The sequence below is a fragment of the Streptomyces sp. NPDC104581 genome, assembly GCF_055583685.1.
The window spans coordinates 56,425-77,625 of the sequence record NZ_JBVJNN010000010.1 but is presented as its reverse complement, the minus strand read 5'-3'; the positions used below and the strand labels follow the sequence as shown (position 1 = coordinate 77,625).

Annotated in this window: 18 protein-coding genes; 5 read left to right on the top strand and 13 right to left on the bottom strand. The window is 72.9% G+C overall.

Annotation, left to right across the window (positions count from 1 at the left end; all coding sequences use genetic code 11):
* Positions 1-252: 252 nt before the first annotated feature.
* On the bottom strand, positions 253-948 hold the full coding sequence (locus ACZ61E_RS11330; protein WP_469699333.1) for a metal-dependent transcriptional regulator: 696 nt from the start codon (positions 946-948) through the stop codon (positions 253-255).
* Positions 949-1,168: 220 nt separating this feature from the next.
* On the opposite strand from ACZ61E_RS11330, the gene ACZ61E_RS11325 reads away from it, so the two are divergent.
* Positions 1,169-1,924, top strand: coding sequence for an SIS domain-containing protein (locus tag ACZ61E_RS11325; RefSeq protein WP_469699332.1), 756 nt, complete (start codon positions 1,169-1,171; stop codon positions 1,922-1,924).
* 90 nt (positions 1,925-2,014) lie between these two features.
* Here ACZ61E_RS11325 and ACZ61E_RS11320 read toward each other — a convergent pair whose 3' ends face one another.
* Entirely contained in the window at positions 2,015-3,487 is a 1,473-nt protein-coding gene (locus tag ACZ61E_RS11320; protein ID WP_469699331.1) for a PAS domain-containing protein, read from the bottom strand.
* Positions 3,488-3,880: 393 nt separating this feature from the next.
* Positions 3,881-4,510 carry a pyridoxamine 5'-phosphate oxidase gene (gene pdxH, locus ACZ61E_RS11315; RefSeq protein WP_469699413.1) on the bottom strand — a complete coding sequence of 210 codons (630 nt, stop codon included), beginning with the start codon at positions 4,508-4,510 and terminating at the stop codon, positions 3,881-3,883.
* A gap of 301 nt (positions 4,511-4,811) precedes the next feature.
* On the opposite strand from pdxH, the gene ACZ61E_RS11310 reads away from it, so the two are divergent.
* Positions 4,812-5,912 carry a citrate synthase 2 gene (locus ACZ61E_RS11310; RefSeq protein ID WP_469699330.1) on the top strand — a complete coding sequence of 367 codons (1,101 nt, stop codon included), beginning with the start codon at positions 4,812-4,814 and terminating at the stop codon, positions 5,910-5,912.
* Between the two features lie 570 nt (positions 5,913-6,482).
* Here ACZ61E_RS11310 and ACZ61E_RS11305 read toward each other — a convergent pair.
* From ACZ61E_RS11305 to ACZ61E_RS11295, 3 genes are all read right to left on the bottom strand, one after another.
* Positions 6,483-7,079, bottom strand: coding sequence for a TetR/AcrR family transcriptional regulator (locus ACZ61E_RS11305; RefSeq protein WP_469699329.1), 597 nt, complete (start codon positions 7,077-7,079; stop codon positions 6,483-6,485).
* Positions 7,067-7,801, bottom strand: coding sequence for an enoyl-CoA hydratase family protein (locus ACZ61E_RS11300; protein WP_469699328.1), 735 nt, complete (start codon positions 7,799-7,801; stop codon positions 7,067-7,069). Before ACZ61E_RS11300 ends, ACZ61E_RS11305 begins: the two co-directional genes overlap by 13 nt.
* Before the next feature lie 177 nt (positions 7,802-7,978).
* Entirely contained in the window at positions 7,979-9,112 is a 1,134-nt protein-coding gene (locus ACZ61E_RS11295; RefSeq protein WP_469699327.1) for a glutathione-independent formaldehyde dehydrogenase, read from the bottom strand.
* A gap of 226 nt (positions 9,113-9,338) precedes the next feature.
* Here ACZ61E_RS11295 and ACZ61E_RS11290 point away from each other — a divergent pair, with 226 nt between their 5' ends.
* Positions 9,339-9,530 (top strand): hypothetical protein, encoded by a 192-nt coding sequence (locus tag ACZ61E_RS11290; protein ID WP_469699326.1) that lies wholly within the window; start codon positions 9,339-9,341, stop codon positions 9,528-9,530.
* A 36-nt stretch (positions 9,531-9,566) separates the two neighbouring features.
* Here ACZ61E_RS11290 and ACZ61E_RS11285 read toward each other — a convergent pair whose 3' ends face one another.
* The 7 genes from ACZ61E_RS11285 to ACZ61E_RS11255 form a co-directional block, all read right to left on the bottom strand.
* The gene (locus tag ACZ61E_RS11285; RefSeq protein WP_469699325.1) at positions 9,567-11,189 is read right to left on the bottom strand and encodes a 4-coumarate--CoA ligase family protein; all 1,623 of its coding nucleotides are present in this window, start codon (positions 11,187-11,189) and stop codon (positions 9,567-9,569) included.
* A gap of 60 nt (positions 11,190-11,249) precedes the next feature.
* The gene (locus ACZ61E_RS11280) at positions 11,250-12,392 is read right to left on the bottom strand and encodes an acyl-CoA dehydrogenase family protein (RefSeq protein ID WP_469699324.1); all 1,143 of its coding nucleotides are present in this window, start codon (positions 12,390-12,392) and stop codon (positions 11,250-11,252) included.
* A complete protein-coding gene (locus tag ACZ61E_RS11275) occupies positions 12,389-14,323 on the bottom strand; it encodes an acetyl/propionyl/methylcrotonyl-CoA carboxylase subunit alpha (RefSeq protein ID WP_469699323.1) in 1,935 nt (644 codons plus the stop codon). The genes ACZ61E_RS11280 and ACZ61E_RS11275 overlap by 4 nt, the downstream gene beginning before the upstream one ends.
* Before the next feature lie 8 nt (positions 14,324-14,331).
* Positions 14,332-15,936 carry an acyl-CoA carboxylase subunit beta gene (locus ACZ61E_RS11270; RefSeq protein WP_469699322.1) on the bottom strand — a complete coding sequence of 535 codons (1,605 nt, stop codon included), beginning with the start codon at positions 15,934-15,936 and terminating at the stop codon, positions 14,332-14,334.
* Positions 15,933-17,654, bottom strand: coding sequence for an acyclic terpene utilization AtuA family protein (locus ACZ61E_RS11265; protein WP_469699321.1), 1,722 nt, complete (start codon positions 17,652-17,654; stop codon positions 15,933-15,935). Before ACZ61E_RS11265 ends, ACZ61E_RS11270 begins: the two co-directional genes overlap by 4 nt.
* A 2-nt stretch (positions 17,655-17,656) precedes the next feature.
* The gene (locus tag ACZ61E_RS11260) at positions 17,657-18,448 is read right to left on the bottom strand and encodes a TIGR03084 family metal-binding protein (RefSeq protein ID WP_469699320.1); all 792 of its coding nucleotides are present in this window, start codon (positions 18,446-18,448) and stop codon (positions 17,657-17,659) included.
* 89 nt (positions 18,449-18,537) lie between these two features.
* Positions 18,538-19,545, bottom strand: coding sequence for an EamA family transporter (locus ACZ61E_RS11255; RefSeq protein ID WP_469699319.1), 1,008 nt, complete (start codon positions 19,543-19,545; stop codon positions 18,538-18,540).
* Between the two features lie 235 nt (positions 19,546-19,780).
* On the opposite strand from ACZ61E_RS11255, the gene ACZ61E_RS11250 reads away from it, so the two are divergent.
* A complete protein-coding gene (locus ACZ61E_RS11250; protein WP_469699318.1) occupies positions 19,781-20,617 on the top strand; it encodes an alpha/beta fold hydrolase in 837 nt (278 codons plus the stop codon).
* Positions 20,610-21,173, top strand: a complete 564-nt coding sequence (locus ACZ61E_RS11245) for a TetR/AcrR family transcriptional regulator (protein ID WP_469699317.1) — start codon at positions 20,610-20,612, stop codon at positions 21,171-21,173. The genes ACZ61E_RS11250 and ACZ61E_RS11245 overlap by 8 nt, the downstream gene beginning before the upstream one ends.
* The last annotated feature ends 28 nt before the right edge of the window (positions 21,174-21,201 follow it).

Here is a 21,201-nt window from a genome sequence, read left to right as displayed (position 1 = left end):
GCGCACGACCCCGCTCCCTCCTCGACCGCGGAACGGGGTCCGCGACCGCTGCCCTCAGGTCATATGCCCCCGAGCCAGCCTGGCACGCGAATCGCCCGCCCGCTGCCATTCCGCCGGGAATTCCTATTCTCCGTCGCCGGGGGAACACTCTCCGCAGCCGTCACCGGGCATGGTCCGGCCACCTCGCGAGCAGAGCGGCCGGGGGCCGGGGCGGACTCCGGAACCGGTCCTCCCGCCCCGGCCCCCGGAAGGTCAGCGCTTGGCGACGAAGACGTGCGAGGCGACCTCGGAGTCCAGCTCGGCGGCCTCCCCGCTGCTGCCCACGAGGACGCCGCCGACCGGCGACTCCGTCACGCTCACCACGGAGCCGGGCTGCACGCCCGCCCGCCGCAGCGTGTACATGAGCTGGGCGTCGGTCTGGATCGGCTCCCCGATCCGCCGCACCACGACCGTCTTGCCCTCACTGCCCGGGTCGAGATCGGCCAGGCTGACCATGCCCTCGTCGAGGAAGGGGTCGGCCTCCTTCTGCTCGCCCAGCTCCTCCAGGCCCGGGATCGGGTTGCCGTACGGCGACTCCGTCGGGTGGCGCAGCAGCTCCAGCACCCGCCGCTCCACCGCCTCGCTCATCACGTGCTCCCAGCGGCACGCCTCCGCGTGCACCTGCTCCCACTCCAGGCCGATCACGTCGACCAGCAGACACTCGGCGAGGCGGTGCTTGCGCATCACCCGGGTCGCGAGCCTGCGCCCTTCCTCGGTCAGCTCCAGATGCCGGTCGCCCGCGACCTGCACCAGTCCGTCGCGCTCCATGCGGGCCACGGTCTGGCTGACCGTCGGCCCGCTCTGATCCAGCCGCTCCGCGATCCGGGCGCGCATGGGGACCACACCTTCCTCTTCGAGTTCGAGGATGGTGCGGAGATACATCTCCGTCGTGTCGATCAGTCCGGACATACGTGCCCCTCGATGCTGTGACATGAAAACAACCGTGCGCTGGCCCCCGCTCAATTCTGACGCATCGCACCGACAACCGTGCCGTACGGGAAGCCGCCCATGACGAAGCCGTATTGACACGGTAAAGGTCCAGACCGCAACGTGATCCGCGGCACAGGCGTTCCCGCTGCTGTCCCCCGCCTGTTCCGCCTCCCTCCCACCCCCTACGGAAGGTCTCTCGATGAGCGAGAGCACGCTGGCCGGTCAGTTCCTCGGCGCCGCGATCGGTCTGCTGGAGCGCGTACGCGACGAGGAGGGCGCGAACCTCGAAGCGGCCGGCCGGGCGATCGCCGACGCCGTCGCCTCCGGCGGCCGTGTCTTCGCCTTCGGTGCCGGGCACTCCTCGCTCGCCGCGCAGGACGTCGTCTACCGGGCGGGCGGTCTCGCCCTCATGAACCTGCTCAACGTGCCGGGCGTCACGGGCGTCGACGTCATGCCCGCGACGCTCGGCTCCGCGCTGGAGCGGGTCGACGGCCTCGCGAGCGCGGTGCTCGACTCCAGCCCCGCGAGGTCCGGCGACGTCCTCGTGATCATCTCGCTCTCCGGGCGCAACGCGCTCCCGGTGGAGATGGCCCTGAAGGCGAGGGCGTCGGGTCTGAAGGTGATCGGCGTGACATCGGTGGCGTACGCGACGCAGACCACGTCGCGGCACGTGTCGGGCACCTACCTCAAGGACCACTGCGACGTCGTCCTCGACAACAAGATCGCGGTGGGTGACGCGGAGTTGTCGGCGGACGGCATCGAGGCGCCGTTCGCGCCCGCGTCGACCGTCGTGACGAGCGCGCTGATGCAGGCGATGGTGGCGACCGCGGCGGGCGAGCTGGTCGGGCGCGGCATCGACCCGCCGATGCTGCGGTCGGGGAACGTGGACGGCGGCCACGAGTGGAACGGGCGCGTGATGACGGAGTACGGGGACCGGATCTTCTACCGCCACTGAGGCCGGTCACCGGGCGTCCGGCACCGGCACATCGGCCGGTCCCCGGGCCCCCGGGGTCCGGTGCCGGAACCGGCACCGCCCGGAACCGGCTCATTCCCCGGGCCCGGCCTCCGGCCGTGACTCCGCCGCCCGGAGCAGATCCAGCGACGCCGCCATACGGGCCGTCACGTCCTCCGCGTACACCGCGTCCTGGCGTTCGAACGACGGGCGGCTGGCGCCCCGCAGGAACGTGACCACGCCCAGGGTCCTGCCCCGGCTCCGCAGCACCGTGCAGAGCGCGTGCACGGAGTCGGGCGGCCACTGGCGGGAGACCGACCAGGTCGGGGCGGCCGACGCCCCCGAGGGGGCGCTCGCGCGCACCGACCCCGTGCGGGCCACCGCCTGGAGGGCCGGATGCCCGTCCCGGTACCGCACGGGAATCCCGCCCGCCGCCACCGGCAGACAGGGGCCGACCGAACCGCCCGGCGTCGCCGCCACCCGTACGAGACGGGTCGGCGGCTCAGCGGACCCACCGTCACCGGGGGACCCGCCACCGGGCGCGCTCACCGCGCCCCGGTCGCCGTGCACCAGGTCGATCAGCGCGTGGTCGGCGAAGCCCACCAGCGCGAAGTCCAGACAGACCGTCGCCGCCTCCAACGGGCTCTCGCACTCGCCCGCGGCCCGCCCGGCCCGATGCAGCTGGCTGGAGCGGAAGCGCAGCTTGTCCGCCTCCTGCGCCGCGAGCTTCGCCTCGGTGACGTCCTGGAAGAGCCAGCCGATACCCAGCGGCACCGGTTCCTCGGCGAGCGGGGACGCCAGCCGGAGGAAGCCGCTGCGCCAGCAGCGCCGCCGCTCCCCGCCGTCCGGCGCGCGCAGCGTCACCCACAGTTCGGCGAGCGCCCGGGGCGCGCCCTCGGCCAGTACGTGGTGGAGCGCGCCCTCCAGCTCCTCCACTCCCTGGGTGACGGTCTCGCCCAGCGGCCGTCCGAGCAGCGCCGTACGGTTCGAGCCGAGCGCACGCGCGGCATGCCCGTTCACGACGGTCGGGCGCAGGTCCACGTCGACCAGGACCACACCCCACAGCGCGTCGTCGAACAGCGCCTCGCTGAGCGCGATCGACCTCTCCAGGTCGATCTGCGCGTGCACCTCGCTGAAGGCGCAGTACACCCCGGCGGGCCCGCCGTCCGCGCCGCGCACCCCCGCCGACTGGGTCCGTACGAGAACCCGGCCGCCGTCCTTGCGCAGCAGCGCGAACTCGTGGACCAGCCGTCCGGGCACCTCCATCGCCGCCATCAGCCGGCCGTGCACCTCGTCGGCGTCGGCGCTGCGCACGGCCCAGCCGGAGAATCCGCGCCGGCCGACGGCCTCGTCGGCGGACCAGCCGAGTATCCGCTCGGCCTCGCGGTTCCAGTGCGTGATGACGCCGTCGGCGTCGAACGCGCACAGTGCCGCGTCCATCCCGTCCAGCAGCGCGGCGAGCAGATCGGCCCCCGGCCCGCCGTCGGGGACCGGAGCCTCGGCCGCGCCGGACTCCGGCTCGTCGGAGCCGGGCGGGCGGGCGGTCTCACTACGGGAAGCACTCATCCTTGGCACCCCCTGTCCGGCTGCTCGGTCACACCTACGATCATTCAACTCGAACGTGACCCAGCCCACACCTTGTTCCCGGAAATCGTTGTGCGGCGGAAATCCAAAATAATCACTTGTGGGTCGTGGAACGGCTTCCTAGGCTGGTGAGCACACTAGAAGGGAGGTGGTTCGGAAGTGATTTCAATCCGGACAAGTGAGGTGGCTGCGGGCTGACGCCCGTCGTCGCACTCGTGCGGTGCCGGTGAACCACCGGCCCAATCCAAGCAGTCACCCGACCCGTGTGCTCGCCGGTAAGTCCGGCCGGCTCCTCCCCGGAGGAACCTGAGCACGCGGGTCGTCTGCGTTGCCGGTGCCGCGGAGGCCGGGGGCGTCACGCGGGGGCCGGGAGCGTCACGGGCAGAGCCGCTCGACCCGCCAGCCGCCGGACTCCGGCTCCCGGACGTACCGCAGCCGGTCGTGCAGCCGGTTCTCGTGGCCCTGCCAGAACTCGACCGTCTCCGGGACGACGCGGACACCGCCCCAGTGCGGGGGGACCGGGACCTGCTCGTCCGCCCCGTAGCGGCGGTCCAGCTCCTCGTACCGTTCCAGCAGGTCGGCGCGCGAGCCGATCGGCGTGGACTGGTCGCTCGCCCAGGCGCCGAGCTGGGAGCCGTGCGGCCGGGTGCGGAAGTACGCCGCCGTCTCCTCGCGGCCGACGCGGTCGGCCGTACCGGTCACGACCACCTGGAGCGCCAGCGCGTGCCAGGGGAAGAGCAGGGCGACGTACCGGTTCGCCTCGATCTCCCGGCCCTTGCGCGATCCGTAGTTGGTGTAGAAGACGAAGCCCCGCTCGTCGTACGCCTTGAGCAGCACCGTGCGCGACGACGGGCGGCCGTCGGGCGTCGCGGTCGAGACGACCATCGCGTTCGGCTCGTGCAGACCGCCGGCCACCGCGTCCTTGAACCAGCGCGCGAACTGCTCCATCGGCCCGGGTGCGAGGTCGCTCTCCAGGAACGGGGTGCCGCGGTACTGCTCGCGCATCACCGCGGGGTCCGGGGAGGGGTCCGGCGTCGCGGAGGGGTCGGGGGTCGCGGAGGACGGGATGTGAGGCACGCGACCCATCCTCGCTCAAGGCCGGGACCGTGTCATGGTTGATTCAATGTCCGGGTTGGGCAGGACGGTGAGTACGGATGACCGTTCCGGACCGCGAGTCGTAGGACAACGACCGGGGATCCGTATCGGCGCCGACAACTTCTGACACCGGACCGCGGGCCGTAGGCCGTAAGCCGTCTCCCGGTTCAGCCGCACGCTTCCACGCCCGCCACACCAGAGGAGCCGCCTGATGTCCGATTTCGTACCCGGACTCGAAGGAGTCGTCGCTTTCGAGACGGAGATCGCCGAGCCGGACAAGGAGGGCGGCGCGCTGCGCTACCGGGGCGTCGACATCGAGGATCTGGTCGGCCACGTGTCCTACGGGAACGTGTGGGGCCTGCTCGTCGACGGCGCTTTCAATCCGGGGCTGCCGCCCGCCGAGCCCTTCCCCATCCCCGTCCACTCCGGCGACATCCGCGTCGACGTGCAGGCGGCGCTCGCGATGCTCGCCCCCGTCTGGGGCCTCAAACCGCTCCTCGACACCGACGAGGCGACGGCACGGGACGAACTGGCGCGGGCCGCCGTCATGGCCCTGTCCTACGTGGCGCAGTCGGCGCGCGGCCAGGGCGTGCCGATGGTGCCGCAGAGCGAGATCGACAAGGCGGAGTCCGTCGTCGAGCGCTTCATGATCCGCTGGCGCGGCGAGCCGGACCCGCGGCACGTCAAGGCGGTCGACGCGTACTGGACGTCGGCGGCCGAGCACGGCATGAACGCCTCGACGTTCACGGCCCGTGTCATCGCCTCCACCGGCGCGGATGTCGCCGCGGCCCTCTCGGGGGCCGTCGGCGCCATGTCCGGGCCGCTGCACGGCGGCGCCCCGTCCCGGGTCCTCGGCATGATCGAGGAGATCGAGCGGCTGGGCGACGCGACGACGTATGTGAAGCGGGCACTCGACAACGGCGAGCGGCTGATGGGCTTCGGCCACCGCGTGTACCGGGCGGAGGACCCGCGCGCCCGCGTGCTGCGGCGCACGGCGAAGGAGCTGGACGCGCCGCGGTTCGAGGTCGCCGAGGCGCTGGAGAAGGCCGCGCTGGAGGAGCTGCACGCGCGCAGGCCGGACCGGGTGCTGGCGACGAACGTGGAGTTCTGGGCGGCGATCATGCTGGACTTCGCGGAGGTGCCCGCGCACATGTTCACGTCCATGTTCACGTGCGCGCGTACGGCGGGCTGGTCGGCCCACATCCTGGAACAGAAGCGGACGGGGCGGCTGGTGCGGCCCTCGGCGCGGTATGTGGGTCCGGGGGCGCGGGACCCGCGCGAGATCGAGGGGTACGACGACATCGCGTCCTGACGGACGGCGAGTCCCGTCCGTCCACCGGCCCCCGGCGGAGGGCACCGCGCGGCGCCCTCCGCCGGTCCGGGCCGACCAGCCCGGACCAGGCCGCACACGGGGCCCCAAGCCCGCGTAGGCGTCGCCGCGGTGACGAGCCGACGGGGGAACGCCGGCCGACGGCTCTGGCACGCGTCCGTCGGCGGGGGTGCCTCCCCCCAGCCCGCGTACATGACCGCGACGAAGGCGTCACTACGGTGACGGGCCGACGGGCGAACGCCGGCCGGCTGAGCGCGTGCGCGTCCGGGGCCGGCGGTTCCCCTCTCGCCGCCCGCGCGGGACGGGGCCGTGCCCGAAATACCCGGCAGCCGGGTCGGCGGCACATCGTCGACCCCGACCCGCCGCATCGCAGGACGCCCGATCGGCATGGCGGCCGGCCCCCGTCCGTGTCGTGGCGGTTCTCCCCGTACCGCCAGCGGCGCTGGGCCCACGCGGGACGCAGCCGCGCCCGAAGCGCCCGGCAGCCGGGGCGGCGGGACATCGTCGACCCCGACCGGCGCCGGTGCGTCGCCCCCCCCGGGGCCCTTCCCGTCAGTCCAGCACCGTTTCCAGGATCCTCGCCCACTGCGCGACCACCCGGTTCCGCCGCTGTGTGTCGTCCGTCAGCAGGGTCGCGAGGCCGAGGCCGCGCGCCATGTCCAGCAGGCCCTGGACCGTCTCGCGTACGCCGGGCACCGACTCGTCCGCGCCCAGCAGTTCGACGGTCATACGGTGCGACTCGCGGCCGACCCGCGCTTCGAGTTCGGTGACGCGGGCCCGCAGTTGCTCCTCGTCGGACGCGGCGACCCACAGATGCAGCGCGGCCCGGAACAGCGGCCCGGTGTAGAGCGTGACGACCGCCTCGACCACCTCGCGGCGGTGCGTCGGCCCGCTCGGCGCGAGCGCGCGCAGCGCGGTGGAGCGTTCCTCGGCGACGTACTCGACGGCCGCCGTGAACAGGTCCTCGCGGGTGGGGAAGTGGTGCTGCGCCGCGCCCCGCGACACCCCTGCGCGCTCGGCGACGACGGAGACCGTGGAGCCCGCCCAGCCGTGTTCGGCGAGGCACGCGACGGCGGCCTCCAGCAGCCGCTGCCGGGTGACCCGGCTCCGGTCCTGTTTGGGTTCCTTGGCGGCGGTCACCGCACCCATGCCGCGTCCCGCCGTTCGAGGAACGCCGACATCCCCTCGCGTGCCTCGGCGGTGGCGAAGAGGGACGCCGAGCGCTGGACGAGGTCCTCCGCGTACTGGTCGAAGGTCTCCAGCACCCGCGCGTTCAGCAGCTTCTTCGATTCGGCCAGACCCTGCGGGGAGGCTCTGCGCAGAGCGTCCAGGACCGGGGCGAGCGCACTGTCCACGTCGTCGGCCGCCTCGGTGACGAGCCCGTCGGTGACGGCCTCGGCCGCGCCGAAGGTCTCGCCGGTGAGGTAGTGGCGGGCGGCGGCGCGCGGTGTCATCCGGGGCAGCAGGGGCATCGAGATCACGGCGGGCGCGACTCCGATGCGTACCTCGGTGAACGCGAAGTCCGAGCCGGTGGAGGCGATCACGATGTCGCTGGCCCCGAGGAGCCCGAGCCCCCCGGCCCGGACATGGCCGGTGACGCGGGCCACGACGGGCTTGGGGTGCTCCACGATCTGCCGCAGGAGGGCGACGAAGGTGTACGGGTTCGGCGGCTCCTTCAGATCGGCGCCGGCGCAGAAGGTGCCGCCGGTGTGGGTGAGCACCACGGCGCGTACGGAGGGGTCCTTGGCGCAACCGGTGAACGCGTCGGCCAGCTCGCCGACGAGCCGTGCCGACAGGGCGTTGCGCTTGGCGGGCGCGTCCAGGGTCAAGGTGGTGATGCCGCGCTCGTGCGCGGTCGCGACGAGCGTCACGTGGTCTCCGTCTCCCGTTCGCGGGCTGGTGTGCGAGGGTTCAGAGAGTGACAGCGCGCGCCGAATCAATCAAGCGCGCATGCATGATTTCCGAGCCGAACCGCGCGACGGAACTCCTCGTCCGCCGCGCGATCACGGGTCGCGGTCACGCACCTCACTCACGCCACGCGTCACGCGTCACGGGTGCAGCATCACCTTCGTGTAGCCCTCGATCCGCTTGTCGAACTTGTCGTACGCCGACGGCGCCTGGTCCAGGGGCAGTTCGTGGGAGACGACGAAGCCCGGCTTCGCCCTGCCGTCGATGATCATGTCCCGCAGGAACCGGTTGTAGTTCTTGACGTTGCACTGGCCCGTGCCCATCCGCAGGCCCTTCTCGAAGAGCTTGCCGATGGCGACGAGCAGCATGCCCTGCTTGGCCTGCTCGTCCGGGCCTCCGGGGTCCGCCGGGACGTAGAGGCCCGGCACGCCGAGTGCCCCGGTGGCGCGGACCGTTCCGATGAGGGAGTTCAGGACGGTCGCCGGCTCCTCGGTGTCCGTGCCGTGCGCCTTCGCCTGGTAGCCGACGGCGTCGATGCCCTTGTCCGTGCCGACGCCCCCGGTCTGTTCCTTGATCTGCTCGACCGGGTCGCCCGCGCCGAAGTCGATCGGCACCGCGCCGATCTCCTCGGCCTTGCGCAGCCGCTCGGGGACCCGGTCCACGACGTACACCTTCCGTGCGCCGCGCAGCAGCGCCGAGTAGGCGGCCATCAGTCCCACCGGCCCGCCGCCGTACACCGCGACGCTCTCGCCGGGGCGGACCTGGGCGAGTTCGCAGCCGTGGTAGCCGGTGGGGAAGATGTCGGCGAGCAGGATGAAGTCGCTCTCGTGCTCCTGTCCCGGCGGCAGTTTCAGACAGTTGAAGTCGGCGTAGGGAACGCGCAGATATTCGGCCTGGCCGCCCTTCCAGGGACCCATGGAGACATAGCCGTACGCGCCGCCGGCGAAGCCGGGATTGACCGTCGTGCAGAAAGCGGTGAATCCGTCGACGCAGTTGGTGCAGAATCCGCAGGCGACGTTGAAGGGCATGACGACGCGGTCGCCCTTCTTGAGGCTGGTGACGCCGTCACCGATCTCGTCGATGACGCCCATGTTCTCGTGGCCGAATACGATGCCGGGCTCGGCGGCGGTGCGGCCCTCGTACATGTGCAGGTCCGAGCCGCATATCGCGGTGGTGCTGACCCGTACGATCACATCGTTCGGATGCTGGATGGCCGGCTTCTCGACGTCTTCCACCGCGACGCTGAAAGGTCCTTTGTAGACAACGGCCTTCATGCTGCTACCTCCGTCCGGCTGCGCGCGTGTGTGGTTGCCCCCGCCCGGCCTCACCCACCCCGGCGACTCCGCCCCGGCCGCCCCACCCGGGCCGCTCTCCCCCGGGCCGCCCTCCCCCGCGTGACCCACGTCTCATGGTTCTCCGCCCCGACCGATGGGGCAAGTCGGTATTCTCCGGTAAATAGCCGCCCGGCGGCGCACCGTGAAAGGGAGAGGGTGACGAAACGTGTCCGCACAGCGACTGGGAACTCTGCTCGTCGCCGCACCCGGGCTTTCCGGCACGGTTTATCCGCCCGGCACGACCGTGACCGTGCACGGACGCGGCGCCACGGTGGACGCCTTCGTCCGCGGCGACTGGCTCGCCCTGTCGTGGTGGGAGTTCTCCGACGGGCTCCGCGAGGACATCGCGGACCGCTGACGCGCTCTGTGACCGGACGCGTATCTCGCGTCGCTGTCATTCCGTCTCCGGGGCCATTTCAAGGTCCCTGAGTTCCCGCCGGAGTATCTTTCCCGACGCGGCCCTCGGGACACCGTCGATGAATTCCACCCGGCGGACCTTCTTGTGCGGGGCGACGTTCTGCGCGACGTAGGCCATGACGTCGTCCTCGGTCAGTCCGGGCGCCGCGGGCCCGCGGACGACGTACGCCTTCGGGATCTCGTTCCCGGCCTCGTCGTACACACCGATCACCGCGGCGTCCGCTATCGACTCATGGGTGAGGAGCAGCGCTTCGAGGTCGGCGGGGGCGACCTGGAAGCCCTTGTACTTGATGAGTTCCTTCACCCGGTCGACCACGAACAGCCAGCCGCTGGCGTCGACCCGGCCGATGTCGCCGGTGTGCACCCAGCCGTCGCCGTCGATCATGTGGGCGGTCTCCTCGGGCCGTCCGAGGTAGCCCTTCATGACCTGCGGGCCGCGGATGAGGATTTCGCCGTCCGCGCCGGCGGGGGCGTCCGTGCCGGGGTCGTCGAGCGAGACGATCCGCATCTCGGTGCTGGGCAGGAGCCTGCCGACGGCGCCGGCGGGCGGGTCGACGGCGTCCAGCGGGACGACGTGCGTGCCCGGCGACAGTTCGGTCATGCCGTACGCCTGCCGGACGGGCGGCAGCCCCAGCCGGGCCGAACAGGCTTCGGCGAGGCGGGCGTCGAGGGGCGCGGCGGCGCTGACGACGTAGTCCAGCGAGGACAGGTCGTAGCGGGCCACGGCCGGGTGCTTGGCGAGCGCGAGGACGATCGGCGGGGCGACGTACAGGCCGTTGATGCGGTGCGTCTGGATCGCGCCGAGGAACTGGTCGAGTTCGAAGCGCGGCAGGACGACGACGGTGGCGCCGGTCCGCAGCGGCGCGTTCATCAGGGCGGTGAGGCCGTAGATGTGGAAGAACGGGAGTACCGCGAGGATGCGGTCGCCGGGGCCCATGGGGATGACGGGGTCGAGTTGCGCGAGGTTGGTGGCGATGGAGCGGTGCGTCAGCATGACGCCCTTGGGGCTGGCGGTGGTGCCCGAGGAGTACGGGAGGGCGGCGATGTCCTCGGCGGGGTCGATGACCACGGCTCCCGCGTCCGCGCCGGTCGCGGCGTCCGAGCCGGTGGCCGCGTGCGCGTCGGTGGCGATCATGTCGAGGATCGAGCGGTGGCCCGGTGCCCGGTCGCAGACGAGTATCTCCTCGATGCCACCGACCAGCTCGGCCGATCTGCGGGCGACTTCGAGCAGCGGCGAGACGGTGACGATCCACCGCGCCGAGGAGTCACGGAGCTGTTTCGCGAACTCCTCGGCGGTGCACAGCGGATGGACGGTGGTCACGGAGGCACCGGCGCGGCTGGCCCCGTAGAACACCACGGGATACGCGACGGTGTTGGGGCTGTGCAGGGCCAGGACGTCGCCCTTGCGCAGACCGGCCGCGGTGAGCGCGGCGGCGGTACGGCGGTGGAAGAGGTCCAGTTGGGCATAGGTGACGGTCGTTCCGTCCGTCCCGTCCACGAGGGCGACGGCTTCGCCGAATTCGGCCGCGCGGCCGAGGACGGCCTCGTGGATGGGCAGGTCGACCGGCTCGACGTCCGCGTACTCGCTCTGGAAGATCATCAGGACGATCCCTTCGACGCGTGGACTGCCAGGTGCGTGGGACGGACAGAATGACCTGTCTCAGTACGACTTGGGGAGACCCAGGGACTGGTGGGACACGTAGTTCAGGATCATTTCCCGGCTGACGGGCGCGATACGGGCCACGCGTGAGGCGGTGATCAGCGAGGCCAGACCGTACTCGCGGGTGAGCCCGTTGCCGCCGAGGGTGTGCACGGCCTGGTCGACGGCGCGTACGCAGGCCTCCCCCGCCGCGTACTTGGCCATGTTGGCGGCCTCGCCCGCGCCGGCGTCGTCGCCGGTGTCGTAGAGGTGGGCCGCCTTGCGCATCATCAGCCGGGCGAGTTCGATCTCGATGTACGCCTGGGCGAGCGGGTGGGCGATCGCCTGGTGCGCGCCGATGGGCTGTTTCCAGACCTGCCGGGTCCTGGCGTAGTCGACGGCCTTGTCGAGGGCGTGGCGGCCCATGCCGAGGGCGAAGGCCGCGGTCATGACGCGTTCGGGGTTGAGCCCGGCGAAGAGCTGGAGGAGTCCGGCGTCCTCGTCACCGACGAGGGCGTCCGCGGGCAGCCGTACGTCGTCCAGCACCAGCTCGAACTGCTTCTCCACCGCCTGGAGTTCCATGTCGATCTGCGAGCGGTGGAAGCCCTGCGCGTCGCGCGGGACAATGAAGAGGCAGGGCTTGAGTGAACCGGTCCTGGCGTCCTCGGTGCGGCCGACGACGAGGGTGGCGTCGGTGATGTCGACGCCGGAGACGAAGACCTTCCGGCCGTTGAGTATCCAGCCGCCGCCGTCCTCCTCGGCGGCCCTGCGGGCGGTGGTGGTGATGCGGTGCGAGTTGGAGCCGGCGTCGGGTTCGGTGATGCCGAAAGCCATGGTGCGGGAGCCGTCGGCGAGGCCGGGGAGCCAGGCGCGCTTCTGCTCCTCGGTGCCGAAGCGGGCGATGACGGTGCCGCAGATGGCGGGTGAGACGATCATGAGGAGCAGGGGGCAGCCGGCCGCGCCCAACTCTTCGAGCACTATGGAGAGTTCGGCGAGTCCGCCGCCTCCGCCGCCGTACTCCTCCGGGAGGTTGACGCCGAGGTAGCCGAGCTTGCCCGCCTCGCTCCACAGCGTGTCGCGGTCGAAGGCGCGGCCGTGGCGGCGGCCGAGGGCGGCGACGGCGGCGCGGAGGTCCTGGTGTTCCTGTGTTTCGACGATGCTCATGTGTCCTCCTGGGCGGTGTCCGTGACTACGGCGAGGAGCGCGCCGACCTCGACCCGGCTGCCGGGGACGGCGTGGAGCGCGGTGAGCGTGCCGGAGGCGGGAGCGGTGACGCGGTGCTCCATCTTCATGGCCTCCAGCCAGATGAGCGGCTGCCCGGCGGTGACGGTGCTGCCTTCGCCGAGCCCGTCCGCGATCCGTACGACGGTGCCGGGCATGGGCGCGAGCAGTGAACCGGGCGCGGTGGCGGTCCGGGGATCGGTGAAGCGGGGGTGGACGCGGAGCCGGTACGAGCCGGCCGGGCTGTCGACGTGGACGTGGTCGCCGTGTTCGGCGACATCGAAGTGGCGCAGCACGCCGTCGACTTCGAGGCTGACACGGTGGGGTGCGACGGCGACGGCGCGCACGGCGTCGTCCTCGACGCGGAACCCGTCGCGGGTGCGGTGGTAGCGCACCTCGTACTCGCCGTACGTCTTGGTCTGCGGCTGCGACGGGAGGTTCCGCCACCCGCCGAAGGGGTGGCCCCGGCGTGCGGCGTCGGCGAGCGCGGCGGCGACCGCGGCGGACCGCCCGGCGCCGTCGGCCGCCGGCTCGGTGAGCGCGCCGGTGTGCCGTTCGTAGAACCCGGTGTCGAGCCGCCCGCCGGTGAAGTCCGGGTGGAGCAGGGACCGTACGAGCAGTTCGCGATTGGTGACCGGCCCGTGCACACGCGCCCGGCGCAGCGCGCCGGCCAGCAGCCGTACGGCCTCGTCACGGGTGGGCGCCCAGGCGACGACCTTGGCGAGCATGGAGTCGTAGTGCACGCCGACGGCGTCCCCGGATTCGTACCCGGTGTCGACCCGCACCCGGGGGCGCCCGTCCCGCCCGGCGGCCGGCCCGGCCTCCCGTACTGTCAGCTCGTGGACGCGGCCCGGCTGGGGGGCCCAGCCCTGTGCGGGGTCCTCCGCGTAGAGGCGGGCCTCCACCGCGTGGCCGAGGGGGGACGGCGGGGCCGGGGGGAGGGGTCGGCCTTCCGCCAGGGCGAGTTGGAGCGCGACCAGGTCGACGCCGAACACCTCCTCCGTCACGGGGTGTTCGACCTGGAGGCGGGTGTTCATCTCCAGGAAGTACGCGCGGCCCGTCGGGGAGAGCAGGAACTCGACCGTGCCCGCGCCCCGGTACCGCACCGCGCGCGCCGCCGCGACCGCCGCGTCCGTCAGGGTGGCGCGCAGCTCCGCCGTCAGGCCCGGCGCGGGGCACTCCTCGATCACCTTCTGGTGGCGCCGCTGAAGGGAGCAGTCGCGGGTGCCGAGCGCCCACACCGTGCCGTGCGCGTCGGCGAGGATCTGGACCTCGACATGCCGGCCCCGCTCCACGTACGGCTCCGCGAAGACCTCGTCGTCGCCGAACGCCGAGCGGGCCTCCGCGCGGGCCGCCTCCCACTCCCGCGCGACCGTGTCGAGCGAGCGGACCACCCGCATCCCCCGGCCGCCGCCGCCCGCCGCCGCCTTGATCAGCAGCGGCAGGTCGGCCCCGGTCGCCGACGCCGGGTCCACCGGTGCCAGGAGCGGCACGCCCGCCGCCGCCATCAGCTCCTTCGCACGGGTCTTGGACGCCATCGCCTCGATGGCCTCCGGCGGCGGCCCCACCCACACCAGCCCCGCGTCGAGGACCGCCCGCGCGAACCCGGCGTTCTCGGAGAGGAATCCGTAGCCGGGGTGGACCGCGTCCGCGCCCGCCGCGAGGGCCGCCTCGACGATCAGGTCGCCGCGCAGATACGTGTCGGCGGGGGCGGCGCCCGGCAGCCGTACCGCCGCGTCCGCCTCGCGTACGTGCAGCGCGCCGGCGTCCGCGTCCGAGAAGACGGCGACCGTCCCGATGCCCCGCTCGCGGCAGGTCCGGAAGACGCGGCAGGCGATCTCGCCGCGGTTCGCGACCAGGAGAGTGGTTATCAACGCAAGCCTCACATTCGGAAGACGCCGAAGCCGCCCCGGACGCCCTCGACGGGCGCCGTGCGGATCGCCGACAGGCACAGGCCGAGCACCGTTCGGGTGTCACGCGGGTCGATGACGCCGTCGTCGTAGAGCCGCCCGGAGAGGAACGCCGGCAGCGACTCCGACTCGATCTGCGCCTCCACCATGGCGCGCAGCGCCGCGTCACCCTCCTCGTCGTACGGCTGTCCCTTCGCCGCCGCCGAGCCGCGCGCCACGATCGACAGCACCCCGGCCAGTTGCTGCGGCCCCATCACCGCGGACTTGGCGCTCGGCCAGGCGAACAGGAACCGCGGATCGTAGGCCCGGCCGCACATGCCGTAGTGCCCGGCTCCGTACGAGGCGCCCATCAGGACGGACAGGTGGGGGACCGTGGAGTTGGCGACCGCGTTGATCATCATCGCGCCGTGTTTGATGATGCCGCCCTGCTCGTACTCCCTGCCGACCATGTAGCCGGTGGTGTTGTGCAGGAAGACCAGCGGGATGTCGCGCTGGTTGGCGAGCTGGATGAACTGCGCGGCCTTCTGCGACTCGGCGCTGAACAGCACGCCCTGCGCGTTGGCCAGCACGCCCACCGGGCAGCCGTGCAGCGTCGCCCAGCCGGTCACCAGACTCGCCCCGTACAGCGGCTTGAACTCGTCGAAGTCCGAGCCGTCGACGATCCGTGCCACGACCTCGCGCGGATCGAAGGGGATCTTGAGGTCGCCGGGGACGATGCCCAGCAGTTCGTCCTCGTCGTACTTCGGGGGCCGGACCGACGCCGGGTCCGGATCGGGGTACGCCTTGCGCCGGTTGAGGCGGGCGACGATCCGCCGCGCCTGCCGGATCGCGTCCGGCTCGTCCACCGCGAAGTGGTCGGCGAGTCCCGAGTCGCGGGCGTGCATCTGCGCGCCGCCCAGGGATTCGTCGTCGCTCTCCTCACCCGTGGCCATCTTCACCAGGGGCGGTCCGCCGAGGAAGACCTTCGACCGCTCCTTGATCATCACGGTGTGGTCGGACATGCCGGGCACATACGCGCCGCCCGCCGTCGAGTTGCCGAAGACGACGGCCACCGTGGGGATCCCGGCGGCGGAGAGCCGCGTCAGATCACGGAAGAGCGCGCCGCCGGGGACGAAGATCTCCTTCTGGGAGGGGAGGTCGGCGCCGCCGGACTCGACGAGGCTGATGAGCGGCAGCCGGTTCTCGTAGGCGATCCGGTTGGCGCGCAGGGCCTTCTTCAGCGTCCAGGGGTTGGACGCGCCGCCACGCACGGTCGGGTCGTTGGCGGTGACGACGCATTCGACGCCCTCGACCACGCCGATGCCGGTGACGATGGACGCGCCGACGGGGTAGTCGCTGCCCCAGGCGGCGAGCGGGGAGAGTTCCAGGAACGGGGTGTCGGGGTCGAGCAGCAGCTCGATCCGCTCGCGGGCGAGGAGCTTTCCGCGCCCGCGGTGCCGGGCCACGTACTTCTCGCCGCCGCCGGCCAGCGCCTTGGCGTGCTCGGTGCCGAGGTCCGCGAGCTTGGTGAGCATCTCGGCGCGGTGCTCGGCGTAGTCGGGGGACGTGGTGTCCAGCGCCGAGTGGAGCACGGTCACAGCAGTACCTCCGGGATGTCGGCGTGCCGGGAGCGCAGCCATTCGCCGAGCGCCTTGGCCTGCGGGTCGAAGCGGGCGCGTGCGGCGACGCCTTCGCCGAGCAGGCCCCGGACGGTGAAGTTGAGCGCGCGCAGCCGGGGCAGGACATGCCGGGTGACGGTCAGGCCGGCCGTCTCGGGGAGCAGTTCACGCAGCCGCTCGACGGTCAGCTCGTGCGCCAGCCACCGCCAGGCGTCCGGACCGCGCGCCCACACACCGACGTTGGCGTCCCCGCCCTTGTCGCCGCTGCGGGCGCCGACGATCAGGCCGAGCGGGGCGCGGCGGGTGGGTCCGGCGGGCAGCGGGTCGGGGAGCGGGGGCTCGGGCACGGGTCCGAGTACGCGGGTGGGGGCGGTGGTCGGCACGGGTACGCGTGTGCCGTCGGGGAGCACCGCCGTGTGCGGGACCTCCGCGGCGGGGACGTAAGCGGCCTCGAAGAGGCCGTACGGCGCGCCCTTGCCGGGCGGCGCGGTGACATGGAAGCCGGGGTAACTGCCCAGCGCCAGTTCGACGGCGGCGCCGCTGACCGCCCGGCCGACGGCTTCGGGGTCGCTGTCGCGGACGACGAGCCGCAGCAGCGCGCTGGCGGTCTCCTCGGTGCGGGCGTCCGCCCGGTCGGTGCGGGCCAGCTCCCAACGGACCTCCTGCGGCGCCTTCTTGACGCCCGGCGCGGCCAGCGCGTCGGCGACCTGCTCCTTCACCAGCCGCGCCTTCGCGTCGATGTCGAGTCCGGTCAGGACGAAGACGACCTCGTTGCGCCAGCCGCCGATCCGGTTCAGCCCGACCTTGAGGTCGGGGGGCGGCGCCTCGCCGCGTACGCCGGTGATCGCGACCCGGTCGGGGCCGTCCTGGGTGAGCCGTACGGTGTCGAGCCTGGCCGTCACATCGGGTCCGGCGTACCGGGCTCCGCCGGTCTCGTACAGCAACTGCGCGGTGACGGTGCCGATGTCGACGACGCCGCCGGTGCCGGGGTGCTTGGTGATGACGGCGGAGCCGTCGGCGCGGAGTTCGGCGAGCGGGAAGCCGGGGCGGCGGACGTCGTGCTCGCCGAAGAAGGCGTAGTTGCCGCCGGTGGCCTGGGTGCCGCACTCCAGTACGTGCCCGGCGACGACGGCGCCCGCGAGGGCGTCGAGGTCGCCGGCGCCCCAGCCGAAGTGCGCCGCGGCCGGTCCGGTGACGAGCGCGGCGTCGGTGACCCGGCCGGTCACCACGACATCGGCGCCCCCGCGCAGACACTCCGCGATACCGGCGCCGCCGAGGTAGGCGTTGGCGGTGAGCACGCCCTCGCCCCAGTCGCGCGCCGCCAGCAGGTCGTCGCCCTCGACGTGCGCGACGCGCACGGGGACCCCGACGCGCTCGGCCAGTTCGTGTACGGCGGCGGCCAGTCCCGCGGGGTTGAGCCCGCCCGCGTTGGTGACGATCTTCACGCCCCGCTCCCGCGCGAGCCCGAGTCCTTCCTCCAACTGCCGCAGGAATGTCCTGGCGTAGCCGGACGCCGGGTTCTTCAGCCGGTCGCGGCCGAGGATCAGCATGGTCAGCTCGGCGAGGTAGTCGCCGGTGACCACGTCGAGCGGGCCGCCGGTGAGCATGGAGCGCAGCGCGTCGAAGCGGTCGCCGTAGAAGCCGGAGGCGTTCCCGACGCGCAGCACGTCGCGGCCGGTGCGAGAGGTGTCCGGCATGTTCAGGCCCCCTTCGCCGGGCGGCCGGAGCCGGCCGGGCCGGCGAACGCCTGCGCGATGTCCAGCCACCGGTCGGCGTCGGCACCCTCGGCCCGTACGTCCAGGTCGGCGCGGTGGGCGCGCTGTGTCACGAGCAGGCAGAAGTCCAGGGCGGATCCGGTGACGCGCTGGTCGGTGTCCTCGGGTCCGTAGGTCCACAACTGTCCGCCGGGTCCGGTGAGTTCGACCCGGAAGGGGGCGGCGGGCGGCTGTTGGCCGCGGACGAGATAGGCGTAGTCGCGGGCCCGCAGGCCGATCCACGCCACATGCCGCAGCCGCGCGGTCGGCTCGCGCCGCACCCCGAGGGCGTCCGCGATGTCCTGCCCGTGCGCCCAGGTCTCCATGAGGCGGGCGGTCACCATCGACGACGCGCTCATCGGCGGCCCGTACCAGGGGAAACGGGCGCCGGGAGGTGCGGAGCGCAGCGCGCGGTGGAGGCGTTCGCGGCCTTCGCGCCAGTGGGCGACGAGCTGGTCCGGCGGCAGTGCGGCACCGGCCTCGGCGCCCTCGTCCACGAAGGAGTCGGGCGCCGCGAGCGCCTTGGCTGCCACCCCGGCGAAGGCGGCCTCGTCGGTCATGGCGAGGAGGGCCGTGCTGTCGGTCCACGCCAGATGGGCGATCTGGTGGGCGACGGTCCAGCCGGCCGCCGGGGTCGGGAGCGACCAGCTCTCGTCGTCCAGCCCGGCCACGAGCCGGTCGGCTTCCTCACTCTCGCTGCGCAGATCGTCCAGGACTGACGCGGCAGGGTCGGACACGGGACGCACTCCCATCGGCTCTCGGGACACGGCGTGGTGCGTGCCCCGGAGCATGGCAGCGCCCGGAGAAACAATCAAGCGTGCTTGCTTTACCGGCCGGCGCTCTCCCCGCCCGTCGGCGGGGCCTCCGGCACGGCTTCCCCGGCGGCCGGCTCCGCGCGCCGCTTTCCGCGCCCGCCCGTCTGCGCCCGGACCGCGCCCACGCTCGCCAGGATGACCAGCGCGATCGCCAGCGCGTCGGTGAGGGAGAGGCCCTGGTGCAGCACGAGGAAGCCGGCCATCGCGGCGAGAGCCGGCTCGCCGCTCATCAGGATCGCGAACGTCGACGCGGGCAGCCGCCGCAGCGCGAGCAGTTCCAGGGTGTACGGCAGGACGGACGACATCAGCGCCACCGCGAGCCCGAGCCCGATCGTGGACGGCACCAGCAGCTTCGACCCGGCGTCGACGATGCCGAGCGGCAGGGTGAGCACCGCGCCGAAGGCCATGGCCAGCGCGAGTCCGTCGGCCTGCGGGAAGCGCTGCCCGGTCCGGGCGCTGAAGACGATGTACGCCGCCCACATCGCCCCCGCCGCCAGCGCGAACGCCGCGCCGACCGGGTCGAGCCGGTCGAACCCGCCACCGCTGAGCAGCACCACACCGCCGAGCGCGAGGCCGGCCCACAGGAGGTTCCCGAGCCTGCGGGATGCGACGACGGAGAGGGTGAGCGGGCCGAGGACCTCCAGGGTCACGGCGGCGCCCAGCGGGATGCGGTCGGCGGCCTGGTAGAAGAGGAGGTTCATGGCGGCCAGTACGGCGCCGAAGACGAGCACCGTGCCCCAGTCGGCGCGCGAGTGACCGCGGACCCTGGGCCGGCAGACCACGAGCAGGACGACCGCGGCGAGCAGGAGCCGCAGTGTCACCACGCCGACGGCACCGGCCCGTGGCATCAGCAGGACGGCGATGGCGGCGCCGAACTGCACGGAGAGCATGCCCCCGACGACGAGTGCGACGGGCCCGAGAGTGCGCCGCCCCTTCTCCGCCGGCGGCCCGGCGGCCACCCCCACGGCCTCGGGTACCGCCACGACGGCGCCTGCGGCCGCGGCACGCGACTCCTCCACCGGGATCCTCCTCCATTCAGCCAGACCCATCAGGTCAATTCAGTGAACTATCACATACAACACACTGCACCGCGAAATACGGCGTCCGACCCCCGGGGCCCCAGGCCGCTGTGCCCGCACCCGGCGGCTCCGCGCGACGGGGATTCCACCGTTGACAGGGTTGGCTAATGAGACTAGCTTTTAGCTAACGACATTAGCCATCAAGGGCCGGGACACCGGCCATCAGGAGGGCGTCATGACCGAACACCTCGCCGTCGACGGCGGCACGATCGCTTACGAGGTGGCGGGGTCCGGACCGCTGATCGTTCTCGCGCACGGCATGGGTGACAGCCGCGCCGCGTACCGCGCCGTGGTGCCCCCGCTGGTGGCCGCCGGCTACCGGGTCGCCGCGGTCGACCTGCGCGGCTGCGGCGAGTCCAGCACCGACTGGCCCGACTGGAGCCGCACCGCCATCGCGGGCGACCTGCTCGCGGTGATCCGGCACCTGGGCGGCCCTGCCGTGCTCGTCGGCCACTCGATCTCCGGCGGCGCCGCGACCGTCGCCGCGGCGCTGGAGCCCTCGCTCGTCACCGCGGTCGTCGAACTGGCGCCGTTCACCCGCGAGCAGTCGGTCCGCCCCGGGGACCTGCGGGTGAGGCGCTTCCGGCGGGGCATGCTGCGGCTGGTCGGCGCGGCGGCGTTCGGCAGCGTGCCGCTCTGGCGCTCCTACCTCGACGTGGCCTACCCCGGTGCGAGACCGGCCGACTGGGCCGAGCGGCTCGACCGTATCGACTCCCTGCTGCGCGAGCCGGGCCGGATGAAGGCCCTGCGGGGGATGGGCCGCGCCGCCCCGGCCGACGCCGGTGCGCGACTGGCCGGCGTACGCTGCCCCGTCCTGGTCGTCATGGGCACGCTCGACCCCGACTGGGCAGACCCGCTCGCCGAGGGCGCGGCGATCGTCGAGGCCCTGCCGTCCGGTCTGGGCCGCCTGGAGACGATCGAGGGCGCCGGGCACTACCCGCACGACCAGTTCCCGGACCAGGTGGTGTCGCTGGTGCTCGGCTTCGTCCGCTCGGACGCCGCCCGTGCCTAGGGCCGGTCTGGACCCGGCGGCCGTCGTCGCGGCCGGTGCGGCCCTCGCGGACGAGGTGGGCCTCTCCGGGCTGACGATGGGTCTGCTCGCCGAGCGGGTGGGCGTGCGCACCCCGTCCCTCTACAAGCACGTGGGGGGACAGGAGGACCTCACACGGCGCATCGCGGCCCTGGCCCTGAGCGAGGCCGCCGACGCCGTCGGCGGCGCGGTCCAGGGGTACGCGGGCCGCGACGCCCTGGCGGCGGCGGCCCGCGCCTTCCGCGCCTTCGTCCTGGCCCACCCCGGCCGGTACGCCGCGACGATCGGCGTCGAACCGGCCGGCCCGGACGACCCGCTGGCCGCCGCGGGCGGGCGGCTGCTCGACGCGTTCCTGGCGGTCCTGCGCGGCTACGAGATCCCCGAAGCCGACGTGGACCACGCACTGCGCATGCTCCGCAGCCTCTGCCACGGCTTCGCCACGCTCCAGTCGGCCAACGGCTTCCAGTGGAGCGCGGACGTGGACGAGAGCTTCGAGTGGCTGATCGCCTTCACCGACCGGGGACTGCGCGCCGGATGAGCCGGCCGGCGCACCACCGAAGCCGCCG